Origin of the sequence: Halomonas ventosae (assembly GCF_004363555.1) — a bacterium.
In the GTDB taxonomy this organism is placed as follows: domain Bacteria; phylum Pseudomonadota; class Gammaproteobacteria; order Pseudomonadales; family Halomonadaceae; genus Halomonas; species Halomonas ventosae.
The window spans coordinates 1-16524 of record NZ_SNZJ01000002.1; the positions used below are offsets into that span (position 1 = coordinate 1).

13 protein-coding genes are annotated in these 16524 nt (G+C 65.7%); 12 read left to right on the forward strand and 1 reads right to left on the reverse strand.

Annotated elements, in window-relative coordinates; translation table 11 throughout:
- The 4 genes from DFP85_RS01545 to DFP85_RS01560 all read left to right on the forward strand — a co-directional run.
- Window positions 1-413 (forward strand): TauD/TfdA family dioxygenase (locus tag DFP85_RS01545; protein WP_208108427.1); only part of this gene is annotated, 413 nt, incomplete at its 5' end.
- Between the two features lie 483 nt (window positions 414-896).
- Window positions 897-2105: a M24 family metallopeptidase gene (locus DFP85_RS01550; protein ID WP_133634287.1), complete on the forward strand. Its 1209-nt coding sequence runs from the start codon at window positions 897-899 to the stop codon at window positions 2103-2105.
- A 55-nt stretch (window positions 2106-2160) separates the two neighbouring features.
- Entirely contained in the window at window positions 2161-2919 is a 759-nt protein-coding gene (locus DFP85_RS01555; protein ID WP_243737175.1) for a creatininase, read from the forward strand.
- Window positions 2920-3002: 83 nt separating this feature from the next.
- Window positions 3003-4691, forward strand: a complete 1689-nt coding sequence (locus tag DFP85_RS01560; protein WP_133634289.1) for a BCCT family transporter — start codon at window positions 3003-3005, stop codon at window positions 4689-4691.
- Window positions 4692-4847: 156 nt separating this feature from the next.
- Here the strand turns inward: DFP85_RS01560 and DFP85_RS01565 are convergent, their stop codons facing one another.
- On the reverse strand, window positions 4848-5711 hold the full coding sequence (locus DFP85_RS01565) for a LysR family transcriptional regulator (RefSeq protein ID WP_133634291.1): 864 nt from the start codon (window positions 5709-5711) through the stop codon (window positions 4848-4850).
- 268 nt (window positions 5712-5979) lie between these two features.
- On the opposite strand from DFP85_RS01565, the gene DFP85_RS01570 reads away from it, so the two are divergent.
- The 8 genes from DFP85_RS01570 (at window position 5980) to purU (ending at window position 16518) form a co-directional block, all read left to right on the forward strand.
- Window positions 5980-7431: a sodium:solute symporter family protein gene (locus tag DFP85_RS01570; protein WP_133634293.1), complete on the forward strand. Its 1452-nt coding sequence runs from the start codon at window positions 5980-5982 to the stop codon at window positions 7429-7431.
- 168 nt (window positions 7432-7599) lie between these two features.
- Entirely contained in the window at window positions 7600-8655 is a 1056-nt protein-coding gene (locus DFP85_RS01575) for a GlxA family transcriptional regulator (protein ID WP_133634295.1), read from the forward strand.
- A 284-nt stretch (window positions 8656-8939) separates the two neighbouring features.
- Complete coding sequence (gene glyA, locus DFP85_RS01580; RefSeq protein ID WP_133634297.1) at window positions 8940-10241, forward strand: serine hydroxymethyltransferase; 1302 nt, start codon at window positions 8940-8942, stop codon at window positions 10239-10241.
- 50 nt (window positions 10242-10291) lie between these two features.
- Complete coding sequence (locus DFP85_RS01585) at window positions 10292-11542, forward strand: sarcosine oxidase subunit beta family protein (protein ID WP_133634299.1); 1251 nt, start codon at window positions 10292-10294, stop codon at window positions 11540-11542.
- A gap of 12 nt (window positions 11543-11554) precedes the next feature.
- Window positions 11555-11914 (forward strand): sarcosine oxidase subunit delta, encoded by a 360-nt coding sequence (locus DFP85_RS01590; RefSeq protein WP_133634301.1) that lies wholly within the window; start codon window positions 11555-11557, stop codon window positions 11912-11914.
- Window positions 11911-14961: a sarcosine oxidase subunit alpha family protein gene (locus tag DFP85_RS01595; RefSeq protein ID WP_133634303.1), complete on the forward strand. Its 3051-nt coding sequence runs from the start codon at window positions 11911-11913 to the stop codon at window positions 14959-14961. Before DFP85_RS01590 ends, DFP85_RS01595 begins: the two co-directional genes overlap by 4 nt.
- Window positions 14954-15604, forward strand: coding sequence for a sarcosine oxidase subunit gamma (locus tag DFP85_RS01600; RefSeq protein WP_133634305.1), 651 nt, complete (start codon window positions 14954-14956; stop codon window positions 15602-15604). The genes DFP85_RS01595 and DFP85_RS01600 overlap by 8 nt, the downstream gene beginning before the upstream one ends.
- 47 nt (window positions 15605-15651) lie before the next feature.
- A complete protein-coding gene (gene purU / locus DFP85_RS01605) occupies window positions 15652-16518 on the forward strand; it encodes a formyltetrahydrofolate deformylase (protein WP_133634307.1) in 867 nt (288 codons plus the stop codon).
- Window positions 16519-16524: the final 6 nt, after the last annotated feature.

Genomic DNA, 16524 nt, shown 5'->3' on the forward strand with positions numbered 1-16524 from the left:
CCCTGACTCGGGTGCGCTGGTGCTACGCCAACACCGCCAGGACCACCGACTACGTCTGGTATGCGCCGATGATCCGCCTCGACGAGCGCGGCGAGCTGCTCGAGGTGCGCATCGCCGACTTCCTGCGCGGTCCCCTGCAGGCCCCGTTCGAGGAGGTGGAGCCGGCCTATGAGGCGCTGATGACATTGCAGCGCATGCTGCATGAGCCCGAGTTCGCCATCCGCTTCACCTATCGCCCCGGCGACCTGGTGATCTTCGATAACCGCCGCCTGCTGCATGCCCGCGATGCCTTCGAGGGCGCAAGCGGCCACCGCTGGCTGCAGGGCTGCTACATGGAGCGCGACGAGATTCGCTCGCGCTACCGCATGGTGCGGCGCGCACGGCGCCAGCGGCGGGTCGTCGCCGGGGCCTGAGGCCCCTCGCCTGGCGGCCTGCTTTCTCTCCCTTCCCTTCTCCCTCTTCCCCTCACTATCCGTCGCTCCGCTGGCATTCACAGTTCATGGCGCCAGCGGTTCGACAGCTTTTTCGTTTGGCACTCGCCCAGCTCATGGGCCGCAGCCGGTGCGCTCGAGGCAGCGTCATGGCTTCGCCACACGACCCCCAGGCGAACAACTGGCCAGAGGCTGCCTGCGAGAGCGAGGGCGCGCTGGCTCGTCGCGATAAGGTCTCGCGTAAATCATGCGCAAGCCCATGAATAAATGGGACATTTTTGGCACCAATGGGCGCATTTGCACTAGTCATTGGTGCCGGGAAATGCCGCTGGCCATATTCATTCACACCAGCAGAAAAGAGCGCGGTTCACCGGACCGATAAGGGCGATGCACCGGCGCGGACCAAGGTGGCTTCTGCCCAGGCTGGAACAGCGATTCCCTTGAATGAAGTGAGGAGACAACAAGATGCAACTGCCGTCACTGATCGAGATCCCCAATGGTGAAAAGGTGGTACCGACCTTCTCGGACAGCGAAATGCAGGGCCGGCTGGCGCGCCTGCGTGACTACATGGCGCAGCAGGATATCGATGCGGTGGTGCTGACCTCCTACCACAACATCAATTACTTCAGCGACTTCGTCTACTGCAAGTTCGGCCGTGACTATGGCCTGGTCGTCACCCAGGATCGCTTCACCACCGTGACCGCGAACATCGACGGGGGGCAGCCCTACCGCCGCAATCGCCTGGGCGACAACATCGTCTATACCGACTGGCAGAAGGACAACTTCTTCAAGGCCGTCAAGCAACTCTGCGAGGGCCGCCGTCGCGTCGGCGTCGAGTTCGACCACCTGACCCTGCAGAACCAGCAGAAGCTGCTGGCTGCCCTGGGCGACGTGGAACTGGTCGATATTGGCGTGCCGACCATGAAGATGCGCATGATCAAGTCCGCCGAGGAGATCGCGCTGATTCGCCAGGGGGCCCGCATCGCCGACGTGGGCGGCGTGGCCGTGCGCGACGCCATTGCGGCCGGGGTGCCGGAGTACGAGGTGTCGCTGGCCGGTCAGGCCGCCATGGTGCGCGAGATTGCCAAGACCTACCCCAACAGCGAGCTGATGGACACCTGGGTGTGGTTCCAGTCGGGCATCAACACCGACGGCGCCCACAACCCGGTGACCAGCCGCCGCGTGCAGCCCGGCGATATCCTCAGCCTCAACACCTTCCCGATGATCTCCGGCTACTACACCGCCCTGGAACGCACCCTGTTCTGCGAGCACGCCTCGGACGAGCACCTGCGCCTCTGGGAGGCCAACTGCGAGGTCCACCGCCGGGGCCAGGAGCTGATCAAGCCCGGGGTACGCTGCTGCGACATCGCCCACGAGCTCAACGAGATCTTCGCCAGGCATGACCTGCTCCAGTACCGCACCTTTGGCTACGGCCACTCCTTCGGCACCCTGAGCCACTACTATGGCCGCGAGGCCGGGCTCGAGCTGCGCGAGGACATCGAGACCGTGCTCGAACCCAACATGGTCGTCTCCATGGAACCGATGATCATGGTGCCGGAAGGCCGTCCCGGCGCCGGTGGCTACCGCGAGCACGATATCCTGGTGGTCAACGAGCATGGGGCCGAGAACATCACCGGCTTCCCGTACGGGCCGGAGCACAATATCATCAAGTAATCGATCGAATAAAAAGGGGAGCCAGGCTCCCCTTTTGGTGCTTGGGGAAGCCGAAATGAGCAATGTCAAGATAGAGAACCTGGACTGGATGACCTACAAGGAGCTTACGGAACAGGGCAGCTGCAAGATCATCCTTCCGGTCGGTGCCATCGAGCAGCATGGCCCGCATATGTCGCTAAATCCGGATGTACTTATTCCAAGTCATATCGGCGAACAGGTGGCGGCGCGCGGCAACAACATGCTGGTCGCGCCACCCATCAGCTACGGGTACAAGTCACAGATAAAGTCGGGCGGCGGCAACTTCTTCCCGGGAACGACCTGCGTGTCGGGTGCCTCGCTGGAAAACTACGTCCTCGATGTGCTGCAGGCCTATGTCAATCACGGAAATCGCGAATTCATCCTGATCAACGGGCACTTCGAGAACTCCATGCACCTTTGCGAGGCCGCCGACAGGCTGGTCAACAAGTGCCGGTCGGAGGGGATCTCGATCAGGATCTACCTGCTTTCCTACTGGGACTTCATCAGCGACGAGACGATTGCCAAGGTATTCCCGGACGGCTTCACCGGCTGGGCCGTCGAGCATGGTGGGGTACTGGAAACCTCGATCATGCTGAAGATTCATCCCGAACTCGTCGACATGTCCAAGGCCGTCGACGTGGAGCCGGCGAGTTTCCCTCCCTACGATGTCTTTCCTCCCGACCCGAGCTGGGTAGCGCCGTCCGGCACCCTCTCGTCTCCCATCAAGGCAACAGCCGAAAAGGGGGAGATGATTCTGGAAGAGTGCATATCGGGAATCGTATCGCACTTGAACTGAGTCACTGGCCACATGTCTCGAGGAGATCTCGGGGCCCGAGATGTCAGGGACGATGCCAAGTACAACAAGAGTGAGGTATCAAGATGCCTAACAAAGAACCGGTAACGGTCCCACGATTCACCGGGCGAGACCTGCCGCCCATCGGCCGGTTGGTCATCCAGTTTGCCCCGCCCATCGCCATCATTGCGCTGATCGCGATGGTGCTGCGCAACCCCGATGGCGTCGCCTCGGTCATCTTCGACCTGAGAACCTACGTCACGGGAGGCTTCACCTGGCTGTTCATCCTCTATTCGCTGTTCGCCGTGGCGGTCTGCGGCTGGCTGGCGTTCAGCAAGCTGGGTAACCGGGTCAGGCTGGGTGGCCCCAAGGCGAAACCCGAATACAGCAACTTCGCCTGGTACTCGATGCTCTTCGCCTGCGGCCAGGGCATCGGCCTGATCTTCTGGTCGGTGGCCGAGCCGATCATGCTGCGCGATGCGAGCCCGGTCTTCGAGGCGATGGAAGGCAACGTGGCGGGCGGGGGCATCGTCTGGGCCTATTTCCACTGGGGCTTCACCGCCTGGGCCATGTACTGTGTCGTCGCGGTGTGCCTCGCCTATTCGCACCATAACCTGGGCAAGACCCTGACCTTCCGCGAGGCGACGGTGGACCTGCTGCCGCGCTGGGCTCGCGGCGGTGCCGGCGTGGTGGTGGAACTGCTGGCGATCATGGCCACCATCCTGGGCCTCTCCACCTCCTTCGCCTTTGCCGCCATGCAGTTCACTGCGGGCCTGACGTCCTTCACCGGCGTCACCTCGGGACCCACCATCTGGCTGTTTGTCATCGTTGGCCTCGGTACCGCCGCGGCGATCTCGGCGTTCTTCGGCATCAGCAAGGGGATGCGCCTGATCAGCGAGACGAACTCCATACTGAGCGTCGTGCTGGTGGTGGCCGCCTTCATCTTCGGGCCCACGCTGTTCATCATCTCCAACATCACCCAGACCTTCGGCTCCTACTTCGCCAACTTCGTGCCGATGAGCTTCTGGACGGATGCGCCGAGCACCGCCGAGCCGCTGACCTCCTGGCAGCAGAGCTGGAACGGCTGGTGGACGGTGTTCATCTGGTGCTGGGTGATCGCCTTCTCGCCCTTCGTGGCCGGCTTCATCGCCCGCATCTCCCGGGGGCGCACGCTGCGCGAGTTCGTCATCGGCGTCACCATCATTCCTTCCCTGATCGTCATGCTGTGGATCGGCGTGCTGGGCTCCGCGGCCATCTACTACGACGACAAGAGCGGGCGCGGTATCACCGATGCGGTGAATGCGGATGTGGCCAGCGGCCTCTTCGCGATGCTGGAGTCCATCCCGGTGGTGGGCAGCCTGCTGCTGGTGGTGGCGACGGTGCTGGTGGCCACCTACTACGTGACCTCCCTGGATGCCGGCACCTACGCCCTGGCGGACTTCGTCTCCGCGCCCAAGCGGGCGGGTGCCTGGTTCCGCGTGGTACTGGTGCTCAGCATCGGTGCCGTGGCCACGGTGCTGCTCACCCTCGGGGGGAGTGGGGTGGTCGATACGGTCCAGACCGGGACCATCATCGGCGCCTTCCCCTTCTCCATCGTGATCCTGCTGATGATCGTGAACACCATTCGCCGCCTCCTCAATCGGGACCGGGCGGTCAGGGAGCTCGAGAAGGTGGTCAATGACCCCGACCCCAACGTGAAGCTCGAGGTCGACAGCGAGGGCGAGGTCCAGGCGAACTCCGGTGACAACCTGAGGCCCAGCGTTTCAGGCACCTGACGGCCCTGACCCGTCACCCGTCAGGGGCACGCTCGAGAATGACGTGACGGCGCGTGCGCCCTGAAGGCCCCTGGCCTGCCGGTCATCACCCCGATCGGCAGGCCTTCCTGCGTTGCACGTGTCGATGCCGCCCGGGGCGTCGAGACGGGCAGCCGCTCACAGGTTGGCGATCCCGGATCTCAGGAAGTCCAGCACGTGGCGCGAGGCCACGTTGAGCTCGGGCTCCTTGTAGTAGAGACCGATGCAGACGCGTTCCAGGGCGGGAAGGGTGGCCGTGCTTTCGGCATGCCTGAGATGGTCCGGTATGACGGAGCTGGCCATGGCGGTGATGCCGAGTCCTTCCTCCACGGCGGAGAAGATGCCGAGCAGGCTGGTACTGGTGTACATGAAGCGATAGGGGTGCTGCTGGGCCTGCAGTGCCTCCTCCATGATCGAACGATAGACGCACCCCTGCGGATAGGCGATCAGGGGGATCGGCTCATCGTCGCAGCTCGCCAGGTGGCCTTCCTTGTAGACCCATTCGAGGCCTTCCAGCCGGTAGTCCCTTGAATCCCTGTCCTCGTTCTCCTTGGCACGTTCCATGGCCAGGGCGATGTCGTAATGTCCCTTCTGGTAGCGCTGGAGTATCACCTTGCTGATTTCGCAGTCCACCTCGACGATGATATTGGGGTAGACCTTCGACAGCTTTCGCAGTGCCCTGGGCAGGAACGCCAGTTCGAAGTCGTTGGGGATGCCAAGGCGTACCTTCCCCGAAATATTGTCGCCTCTTACCTTGGCAATGATCTGGTCATTGATCTCCAGCATTCGTCGTGCCGCTTCGTACAGGTACTCCCCATCCTCGGTGAGTTCCAGGCTCGATCCCCTGAGGAATATCTTTGTATCAAGAAGTTCCTCCAGCTTCTTTACCTGAAGGCTGATGGCGGGCTGCGACCGGCCCAGCAGCTCGCCAGCGCTGGTGAAGCCACCCAGGTCCTTGATCGTGACGAAGGTCCTCAGCAGGTCGGTGGGGATATTGGTCATCGTGGGGCCATTTCATTGTCTGATCAGGGCATAAGGCATACAAATTGGCGCCCTTGCGGATCGGAAAATACCTTGGAAATGCTGCTCAGAAGAAGCAGCGATTCACTTCAATAACGACAAATCAACAACAAGAGGATATGCGGATGGATTCCTGGGTATTGACCACCTTTCTAATATTGACCTGCTATATGCTAATTCACTCTGGTGCTGCCTATCTCCGAAGAGAGCTGAAGAGAAAGGCAATGACTCACCAGGCGAGGAAATGATCATGGATGCCTATCGGATGTTCAACTGGGGGCTTCTGATCCTGACCTTCGGCCTGCTGATCTATCTCGGCTTCCTCTCCTCAAAATACATGAACAAGAACGACGAAGGGGGATTTCTTGTGGCCGGGCGGTCGCTGGGGGCATTCGTGGCGGCGGGTACCATCGTCGCCACGGGCTTCAGCGGCTGGGGCTTCATGGGCTCGCCAGGCGTGACCTACCAGTACGGCGCCATCGAGGTGCTGGGCAACTTCTTCTTCGCCCCGGCGATGATGATCGCGGTGCTCTACTTCGCACGCTTCCTGCAGCGCCGGGCGATCGAGATGGGCAGCAACACCATCCCCGAGTATATCGCGCAAAGCCATGGCGGTGGCGTCATGGGCCGTGTGCTGCAGGGCGTGGCCGGGATCATCACCATCCTGCTGCTGCTGGTCTTCCTGACCAGCCAGATCAAGGCGGTGGGCCTGCTCGGCGCGAGCTGGCTGGGTATCGAGCTCAACCAGAGCGCCTTCCTGATGGTGTCGGTGATCATCATCTACACCATGCTGGGCGGCCTGGCGGCGGTGGCCTGGACCGATACGGTGATGGTCTGCGGCATGGCCCTGGCGGCCGTGATCATCCTGGCGCAGATTCTCACCTCGGTGGATCTCGGGACCTGGGAGTCCTCCCTCAACGCCATCGACCCGGAACTGCTCAACCCCACCACCGGGGCGCACTACGGTGACTCCATCGCTACCGTCTTCCTGGTCCTGCCCTACGCCTTCCTGTTCGCCGCGGTACTGCCCTACATGGCGATCCGCTTCCTGGCCATGAAGCCCGACGTCAAGCTGCACAAGGTGGGTGTCTATGTGGCCATACTGGGAGCACTGCTGAGCCTGATTCCCATCGTCGGCCTCTACGTGCGAATGCAGGTGCCGGACCTGGCCGACCCCGACATGGCGATGCCGGTCTACCTGGAGCAGTTCATGCATCCGGCCATCCAGGGCATCATCACCCTGTTCATCATCTTCGCCATGAAGTCCACCGCCAACTCGCTGCTGCATACTGTGGCCTCGGCGACCTCCCACGACCTGCGGCTTTCGCTGTTCGGCCCGGTTTCCGGCGAGCGGGTGGCACTGATGATCAATAGGGCGGCCGTGGTGGTGCTGGGCGTGGTGGCCCTGCTGATGATGCTCTACGCCCCGCCCTTCATGCTCTCCTGGCTGGGCATCCTGGGCTCCGGCACCCTGCTGGCCAGCATGATCGGTCCGGTCTTCATCTCCACCTTCTGGCAGGGCAGCGCCTGGGGCGCACTCACCGCGATGCTGGTGGGCTTCTGCACCAGCGGCTACATGATGCTGTTCGCCGATGTGGGCTGGCTGATCGGCCCCCTGACTGGCTGTGTCGTCTCGGCGGCCTGTTATGTAGGGGTGTCGTTGGTGACCCGACGGCAGTGCCCTCGAGAGATGGCCATCTGACGACGGCTCTTGCCACGTCCGCAGTATCACGGGCGTGGCCACCCTGGTTCGCGGATGCGAGATCAGCGGGAAGGCGGGTATGACCGATTCTGCTGCAGGTGGTGCTGGCGCGGAGGGCGGGATACGCTGACCCCCTGGGTTGATTCCGTGACCGGAGATTGTCTTGCCATGACGCCAGGCGCCACCACGGGCCTCCTTCGCCAGGGAGAGCCACTATCGGTCGGCTTCGTCCTGCTGCACCGCTTCACCCTGCTGCCCTTCGCCGCCTTCGTCGACTGCCTGCGCCTGGCCGCCGACGAGGGGGATCGCAGCCGCCAGCTGCGCTGCCACTGGACCTTCATGACCAGTACCGGGCAGGAGGCCCTCTCCAGCTGCGGTGCCGCCATCTCGCCCTGCCTGTCGTTCCGTGACCCCGGCGAGTTCGACTACATCGTGGTGATCGGTGGCGTGCAGGCGCAGAAGGAGCGGCAGGATTCCAGTGCCCTGGCCTACCTGCGCCAGGCGGCCGAGGCGGGCGTGCCGCTGGTAGGTCTGTGCACCGGCGTTTTTGCCCTGATCCAGGCAGGATTGATGAAGGGGCGGCGCTGCTGCGTCAGCTGGTACCACCACCGTGACATGATGCAGCGTTTTCCCGCCATCGAGCCGGTGGCCGATCGCCTGTTCATCGACGACGGGGACCGGCTCACCTGTGCCGGTGGCGCGGCGGCGGCGGACCTGGCCGCCTATCTGGTCGAGCGCCACCTGGGCAAGGCGTGGGCCATGAAGAGCCTGAACATCATGCTGCTCGACGAGGCCCGCCTCGGCACGCATCCCCAGCCGCAGCCGGTGGTGTTCGGCAAGATCGAGGATCGCCTGGTGCGTCGTGCCATCGCCGTGCTCGAGCAGCACCTGGGCGAGGCCATCTCCATGGAGGCGCTGGCCGAGCGGGTGGGCACCTCCCGACGGCATCTGGAGCGCCGCTTCCGCGAAATCCTGGGCGTCGGGCCGCAGAAGTTCGCCCGTGACCTGCGCCTGCGCTATGGCCTCTGGCTGCTGCACTACACGGGCAAGAGCATCACCGAGATCGGCGAGCGCTGCGGTTTCGCCGACACGGCCCACTTCTCGCGCCACTTCCGCAGCGCCTTCGACATGACCCCGTCGGAGATGCGCAAGCGTGCCGGCGAGCCCGGCAGCGACCGGGTCGACCCCTTCTTCCTGCATGTCGAGGGCCGGCCTTCTCCCTGAGAACTCGGCTACCGCCCAGGGCTCGCGTGTCCTCGCGCTTTCCGCCAGCATCTCGCAGCCCGGCGCTTCCCGCTCGCCGAGCGACAAGTCGTGTGCCTGGCGTTCAGGAATCCTGTCGCATCTGTTCAATCCCTTCCCCTCGCCGTCGTCTTTAATCGATGCGTACGCCGGACGCGCTGCGTGGCGGTTATCCACGCATAAGGATTTCAAATTTTCTCCGCCGGCAGCTTGCCGATAGATTCGAGTAACACCCTGCCCGCCACCGATAACAACAGGAGTGAGTCATGAACCAGACAGGTCTCGCCGCCTTCGATTCCCAGATCGCCGCCGCCATCGCCGACGAGGTGGCCCGCCAGGAGGCCCACGTCGAGCTGATCGCCTCGGAGAACTACGCCAGCAGGGCCGTGATGGAGGCCCAGGGCACCCAACTGACCAACAAGTACGCCGAGGGCTATCCGGGCAAGCGCTACTACGGCGGCTGCGAGCACGTCGACGTGGTCGAGCAGCTGGCCATCGATCGCGCCTGCGATCTGTTCGGTGCCGACTACGCCAACGTCCAGCCGCACTCCGGCGCCCAGGCCAATGCTGCGGCCTTCATGGCCCTGGTCAAGCCCGGCGACACCGTGCTGGGCATGAGCCTGGCCCACGGCGGCCACCTGACCCACGGCGCGGCGCCCAACTTCTCCGGCAAGCACTACCACGCCGTGCAGTATGGCCTGAACCCGGAGACCGGCGAGATCGACTACGAGGAGGTCGAGCGCCTGGCGCGCAGCCACAAGCCGAAGATGATCATCGCCGGCTTCTCGGCCTATGCCCGGGTAGTGGATTGGCGCCGTTTCCGCGCCATCGCCGACGAGGTGGGCGCCTGGCTGATGGTCGACATGGCCCACGTGGCCGGCCTGGTGGCCGCCGGCCACTACCCGAGCCCGATTCCCCACGCCCACGTGGTGACCACCACCACCCACAAGACCCTGCGTGGCCCGCGGGGCGGCCTGATCCTCTCCGCCACCGGCGATGCCGATCTCTACAAGAAGCTCAACGGCGCGGTCTTCCCGGGCCAGCAGGGCGGCCCGCTGATGCACGTCATCGCCGCCAAGGCGGTGGCCTTCAAGGAGGCCATGAGCCAGGAGTTCGTGCAGTACCAGCGGCGCGTGGTCGACAACGCTCGCGCCATGGCCGGGGTCTTCCTGGAGCGCGGCTATGACGTCGTCTCCGGCGGCACCGACGACCACCTCTTCCTGGTCTCGCTGATCAAGCAGGGCGTCACCGGCAAGGACGCCGACGCGGCGCTGGGCCGCGCCCATATCACCGTCAACAAGAACGCCGTGCCCAATGACCCCCAGAGCCCCTTCGTCACCTCAGGGCTGCGCATCGGCACCCCGGCGGTGACCTCCCGCGGGTTCGACGAGCAAGAGTGCGGCGAGCTGGCGGGCTGGATCTGCGACATCCTCGATGTGCTGGCCGAGCGCCGCAGCACGGGGGCGGTCGAGGACGAGGTGCGCGAGAAGGTCGCCGCGCTGTGCGAGCGCCACCCGGTCTACGGCGAGTCCACTCCGGCCGCGGTACGCGAAGCCGCTACCGCCTGAACCCGTAAAGGATCGGCCCCGCCGCGCGGGGCCGGCCGAGGAGGAAGAAGATGCAACGCTATTCAGGCTTCGGGCTGGCCAAGCACGCGCTCAACCACCACGAGAACTGGGAGCGCCAGTGGCGCAACCCCACGCCCAAGAAGCAATACGACGTGATCATCGTCGGCGGCGGCGGCCATGGCCTGGCCACCGCCTACTACCTGGCCAAGGAGCACGGCATCACCAATGTGGCCGTGGTGGAGAAGGGCTGGCTGGGCGGCGGCAATACCGCCCGTAATACGACGATCGTGCGATCCAACTATCTGTGGGACGAGGCGGCGGCGCTCTACGAGCACTCCATGAAGCTGTGGGAGGGGCTCTCCCAGGACCTCAACTACAACGTCATGTTCTCCCAGCGTGGCGTGATGAACCTGGCCCACACCCTGCAGGACATGCGCGACGTCCAGCGCCGGGTCAACGCCAACCGCCTGAACGGCATCGACAGCGTGGTGCTCACCCCCGAGGAGATCCAGGAGATCGTGCCGATCATGGACTGCTCGAAGAACGCCCGCTATCCGATCCTCGGCGCCTCCTGGCAGCCGCGGGCCGGCGTGGCGCGCCACGACGCCGTGGCCTGGGGGTTCGCCCGGGCCGCCGATGCCCTGGGCGTGGACATCCTGCAGAACACCGAGGTCACCGGCTTCAAGATCCGCGACGGCCGGGTCTATGGGGTACACACCAACCGCGGCGACATCGAGGCCAGGACGGTGGGCTGCGTGGCGGCCGGCAACTCCGGGGTGCTGGCCAAGATGGCCGGCTTCCGGCTGCCGCTGGAGTCCCACCCGCTGCAGGCGCTTGTCTCCGAGCCGCTCAAGCCGGTGCTCGATACCGTGGTGATGTCCAACCACGTGCACGGCTACATCAGCCAGACCGACAAGGGCGACCTGGTGATCGGCGCCGGCATCGACGGCTACAACGGCTACGGCCAGCGCGGCAGCTACCCCACCGTGGAGCACACCCTGCAGGCCATCGTCGAGATGTTCCCGATCTTCTCGCGGGTGCGCATGAACCGGCAGTGGGGCGGCATCGTCGACACCTGCCCGGACGCCTGCCCGATCCTCTCCGCCACGCCGGTGAAGGGGCTCTTCTTCAACTGCGGCTGGGGCACCGGCGGCTTCAAGGCCACCCCGGGCTCGGGCCATGTGTTCGCCTGGACCCTGGCCAAGAACCAGGCCCACCCGATCGCGGCCCCGTTCTCCATCGACCGTTTCCACACCGGGGCTCTGGTCGACGAGCACGGCGCGGCCGGCGTCGCCCACTAAGGAGGCACTCCCATGTTTCTTATCTACTGCCCCTACTGCGAGGAGCACCGCGAGGAAGAGGAGTTCCATCCCAAGGGCCAGGCGCATATCGCCCGCCCCGCGGACCCCGAGGCCTGCTCCGACGAGCAGTGGGGCGACTACCTCTTCTTCCGCGACAACCCGCGCGGCATCCACCACGAGCTGTGGGTGCACGCCGTGGGCTGCCGCAAGTTCTTCAACATCACCCGCAACACCGTGAGCTACGAGATCCTCGAGACCTACCGGATGGGTGAGCAGCCGCGCTTCACCGCCGAGTATCCCGAGGGCAAGCCCGCCGAAGCGGCAGCCGCCCGGGCGGAAGAGGTCGAGCGCCAGGAAGGAGTCAAGGCATGAGCCAGTCGCTGAAACAGCCGAATCGTCTTCGCGAGGGCGGACGCATCGACCGCGCGCGTACCCTGAGCTTCACCTTCAACGGCAAGCGCTACCAGGGCCATGCCGGCGACACCCTGGCCTCGGCACTGCTGGCCAACGGGGTGGACATCGTCAACCGCAGCTTCAAGTACTCGCGGCCGCGGGGCATCGTCGCCGCCGGCGCCGAGGAGCCCAATGCGCTGGTCCAGCTGGGCAGCACCGAGGCGGCCCAGGTGCCCAACGTGCGCGCCACCCAGCAGGCGCTCTTCGATGGCCTCACGGCACAGAGCACCAACGGCTGGCCCAACGTCCAGCGCGATGTCATGAGCCTGGTGGGCAAGCTGGGCGGGCGCTTCATGCCGCCGGGCTTCTACTACAAGACCTTCATGGCCCCGGCCTCCATGTGGATGACCTACGAGAAATATATCCGCAAGGGCGCGGGCCTGGGCCGCAGCCCCATGGAGCGTGACCCCGACAGCTACGACCACCTCAACCAGCACTGCGACCTGCTGGTGGTCGGCGCCGGCCCCGCGGGCCTGGCCGCGGCGCTCACCGCGGCGCGCGGCGGGGGCCGGGTGATCCTCTGCGACGAGCAGGAGGAGATGGGCGGCTCGCTGCTCGACAGCCGTGAGTTGCTCGACCACCAGCCCGCCGCTCGCTGGGCCGAGCAGGTGGTCACCGAACTCGCCGGGCTCGACAACGTCACCCTGCTGCCCCGCACCACCGCCAACGGCTACCACGACCACCACTTCGTGACCCTGCACGAGCGGTGTACCGAGCACCTCGGCGAGACCGCGCCCACGGTCGATGGCTATCGTCCGACCCGCTCGCGCATGCACCGCGTGCGCGCCGGCCAGGTGCTGCTCGCCACCGGCGCCCATGAGCGGCCGCTGGTCTACGCAGGCAACGACGTGCCGGGCAACCTGGTGGCCGGCGCCGTCTCGACCTATATCCGCCGCTATGGCGTGGTGCCGGGCGAGAAGCTGGTGCTCTCCGTCAGCAACGACCACGCCTACCGTGCCGCCCTGGACTGGGATGAGGCCGGCCGCGAGGTGGTGGCCATCGTCGACGCCCGCCGCCACCCGGACGGTGAGCTGGTGGAGCAGGCTCGCGCCCGCGGCATCCGCATCATCGAGGGCTCGGCGGTGATCGAGGCCAAGGGGGACAAGCGCGTCAGCGCCGCCCGCGTCGCCACCATCGATGCCGAGGCCTTCACGGTCACCGGCCAGGCCGAGACCCTGGCCTGCGACACCATCGCCAGCTCCGGCGGCTACAGCCCGGTGATCCACCTGGCCTCCCACACCGGCGCCCGGCCGACCTGGAACGACGAGATCCTCGGCTTCGTGCCGAGCCTGGTGAAGGGCGTGCATGCCGCCGGCAGCGCCCGTGGCCTCCACGACCTCGCCGAGGGGCTGGCCGATGGCAGCGCCGCGGCCGCCCGGGCACTCGCCGCACTCGGCCTGTCCGCCGAGGCCATCACGCTGCCCCAGGTCGATGCCCGCCGCGAAGGCACGGCCTGTGCGCTCTACCAGGTGCCCCACGAGAAGCCAACCCTGCGCGCGCCCAAGCAGTTCGTCGACCTGCAGAATGACGTCACCGCGGCGGCCATCGAGCTGGCCACCCGCGAGGGCTTCGAGTCCATCGAGCACGTCAAGCGCTACACCGCCATGGGTTTCGGCACCGACCAGGGCAAGCTCGGCAACATCAACGGCATGGCCATCGCCGCCCGCTGCCTGGGCAAGTCGATCCCCGAGGTGGGCACCACGGTGTTCCGTCCCAACTACACCCCGGTCACCTTCGGTGCCATCGTCGGCCGCCACTGCCGCGAGCTGTTCGACCCCGAGCGCTACACCGCCCTGCACCAGTGGCACGTGGAGCACGGTGCCGAGTTCGAGGACGTGGGCCAGTGGAAGCGTCCCTGGTACTTCCCGAGGACCATCGACGGCAAGAAGGAGAGCATGGACGAGGCGGTGGCCCGCGAGTGCCTGGCGGTGCGCGAGAAGGTCGGCATCCTCGATGCCTCGACGCTGGGCAAGATCGACATCCAGGGCCCGGATGCCCGCGAGTTCCTGGGGCGCATCTACACCAACAAGTGGGCCAAGCTGGCGCCCGGCCGCGCCCGCTACGGGCTGATGTGCAAGGACGACGGCATGCTGATGGATGACGGTACTACCAGCTGCCTGGCCGAGAACCACTTCCTGATGACCACCACCACCGGCGGCGCCGCCGGCGTGATGGAGTGGCTGGAGCTGTGGCACCAGACCGAGTGGCCGGAGCTGGACGTCACCTTCACCTCGGTGACTGACCACTGGGCGACCATGACGGTGACCGGGCCCGAGGCGCGCAAGCTGCTGGCCGAGATCACCGACATCGACCTCGACCGCGACAGCTTCAAGTTCATGGACTGGCGCGAGGGCAGGGTGGCGGACGTGCCGGCACGGGTCTTCCGCATCTCCTTCACCGGCGAGCTCGCCTACGAGATCAACGTCCAGGCCAACTACGCCATGCACGTCTGGAAGACCCTGTTCGCGCACGGCGAGAAGTACGGCCTGACGCCCTACGGCACGGAGACGATGCATGTCCTGCGCGCCGAGAAGGGGTTCATCATCGCCGGCCAGGACACCGATGGCTCGGTGACCCCGGAGGACCTCGGCATGCAGTGGGCCGTCGGCTACGACAAGCCCAACTCCTGGGTGGGCAAGCGGGCCCTGTCGCGCTCCGACACCCGGCGAGCCGACCGCAAGCAGCTGGTGGGCCTCAGGCCCAAGGATCCCAAGGTGGTGCTGGAGGAGGGGGCCCAGATCGTCTTCGATCCGGACCACGCCATCCCCATGCCCATGGTGGGCCACGTGACCTCCAGCTACTACAGTCCGACGCTGGGCAGCGGCTTTGCGCTGGCCGTGGTCAAGGGCGGCCAGTCGCGCATGGGCGAGACCGTCTACCTGCCCATGGCCGACGGCAAGACCCACGCCGCGGAAATCGTCGGCACGATCTTTGTTGATCCCAAGGGAGAGCGCCAGAATGTCTGAGCAAACCGCGAGCTGGTACAACCTTTATGATGCCCGGCCCCAGGCCGAGGTCCCGGCCGAGTCCCCGCTGGCCTGGTCCTACCAACACAGCGGTCGCCCGAGCGTCGGCGAGAAGAGCCGCGTGGTGCTGCGCGAGCGTGCCCTGGCGGGCCACCTGATCCTGCGCGGCGGCGCCATCGTCCTCGACGAGGCGGTGCGCCAGGTACTGGGGGTCGGCCTGCCGGGCCGCCCCAACACCCTGACCCTGGACGAGAGTGGCGAGCGCTCGATCCAGTGGCTCTCCCCCGACGAGTGGCTGGTGATCGTGCCCGGCGGCGAGGAATTCGCCCTGGAGAAGCGGTTGCGCGAGGCCCTGGGCGATGCCCACTACGCCATCGTCAACGCCAGCGGTGGCCAGACCCTGATCGAGCTCTCGGGCGACAAGGCCCGGGAGCTCCTGATGAAGTCGACGCCCTACGACGTCCACCCGGAGGCCTTCCCGGTGGGCAAGGGAGTGACCACGGTGTTCGCCAAGGCCAACCTGATCCTGCGCCGCCCCACGGAGGAGCGTTGGGAGCTGGTGCTGCGCCGCAGCTTCGCCGACTACCTCTATCGCTGGATCCTGGACGCCGGCGCCGAGTACGCCATCGGCGTCGAGGAGTGATCGCCACGGGGCCGGCAGCTGCCGGCCCCGCTTCGGGAGAAGATGAGATGCAGGACAACAACAATCGCTGGATCCTGGCGGCCCAGTGCCCGAGCCGACTGGGCACCGTGGACGTGGTGACACGCTTCCTCAAGGAGCGCCGCTGCTACATCACCGAGCAGCACTCCTTCGATGACCGGCTCAGCGGGCGCTTCTTCATCCGCACCGAATTCAGGCCGGAGGCCGAGGGCTTCGACGCCGAGGGCTTCGAGGCCGAGTTCGCCGCGCGCGCCGCCGAGTTCGAGATGACCTTCGAGCTCACACCACCCGGGCAACGCATGCCGGTGGTGATCATGGTCTCCAAGGCCGACCACTGCCTCAACGACCTGCTCTATCGCTACCGCATCGGCCAGCTGCCCATCGATATCCGCGCCATCGTCTCCAACCATCCGGACCTGGAGAACCTGGCCGCATGGCACGGGATTGCCTACCACCACTTCCCGATCACGGCCGAGACCAAGCCCGAGCAGGAGGCGCAGGTCTGGTCGGTGATCGAGGAGACCGGCGCCGAGCTGGTGGTCCTGGCGCGCTACATGCAGGTGCTCTCGAGCGACATGTGCGAGAAGCTAAGCGGGCGAGCGATCAACATCCACCACTCGCTGCTGCCGGGCTTCAAGGGCGCACGGCCCTATCACCAGGCCTACGAGAAGGGCGTCAAGCTGGTCGGCGCCACCGCCCACTACATCAACGACGACCTGGACGAGGGTCCGATCATCACCCAGGGCGTGGAGCCGGTGAGCCACGCCGACTACCCGGAGGACCTGGTGGCCAAGGGACGCGATGTCGAGTGCCTCACCCTGTCCCGGGCGGTGGCCCTGCACGTGGAACGCCGCGTCTTCCTGCACGCCAGGCGCACCGTGGTCTTCGACCGCTAGCTGTGA

Excerpts from the sequence above, each read along its gene's own strand:
- glyA (WP_133634297.1), top strand. The coding sequence starts at position 8,940 with ATGAACCAGACAGGTCTCGCCGCCTTCGATTCCCAGATCGCCGCCGCC.
- DFP85_RS01570 (WP_133634293.1), top strand. The coding sequence starts at position 5,980 with ATGGATGCCTATCGGATGTTCAACTGGGGGCTTCTGATCCTGACCTTC.
- DFP85_RS01595 (WP_133634303.1), top strand. The coding sequence starts at position 11,911 with ATGAGCCAGTCGCTGAAACAGCCGAATCGTCTTCGCGAGGGCGGACGC.
- DFP85_RS01555 (WP_243737175.1), top strand. The coding sequence starts at position 2,161 with ATGAGCAATGTCAAGATAGAGAACCTGGACTGGATGACCTACAAGGAG.
- DFP85_RS01550 (WP_133634287.1), top strand. The coding sequence starts at position 897 with ATGCAACTGCCGTCACTGATCGAGATCCCCAATGGTGAAAAGGTGGTA.
- purU (WP_133634307.1), top strand. The coding sequence starts at position 15,652 with ATGCAGGACAACAACAATCGCTGGATCCTGGCGGCCCAGTGCCCGAGC.
- DFP85_RS01575 (WP_133634295.1), top strand. The coding sequence starts at position 7,600 with ATGACGCCAGGCGCCACCACGGGCCTCCTTCGCCAGGGAGAGCCACTA.
- DFP85_RS01590 (WP_133634301.1), top strand. The coding sequence starts at position 11,555 with ATGTTTCTTATCTACTGCCCCTACTGCGAGGAGCACCGCGAGGAAGAG.
- DFP85_RS01565 (WP_133634291.1), bottom strand. The coding sequence starts at position 5,711 with ATGACCAATATCCCCACCGACCTGCTGAGGACCTTCGTCACGATCAAG.
- DFP85_RS01585 (WP_133634299.1), top strand. The coding sequence starts at position 10,292 with ATGCAACGCTATTCAGGCTTCGGGCTGGCCAAGCACGCGCTCAACCAC.
- DFP85_RS01560 (WP_133634289.1), top strand. The coding sequence starts at position 3,003 with ATGCCTAACAAAGAACCGGTAACGGTCCCACGATTCACCGGGCGAGAC.
- DFP85_RS01600 (WP_133634305.1), top strand. The coding sequence starts at position 14,954 with ATGTCTGAGCAAACCGCGAGCTGGTACAACCTTTATGATGCCCGGCCC.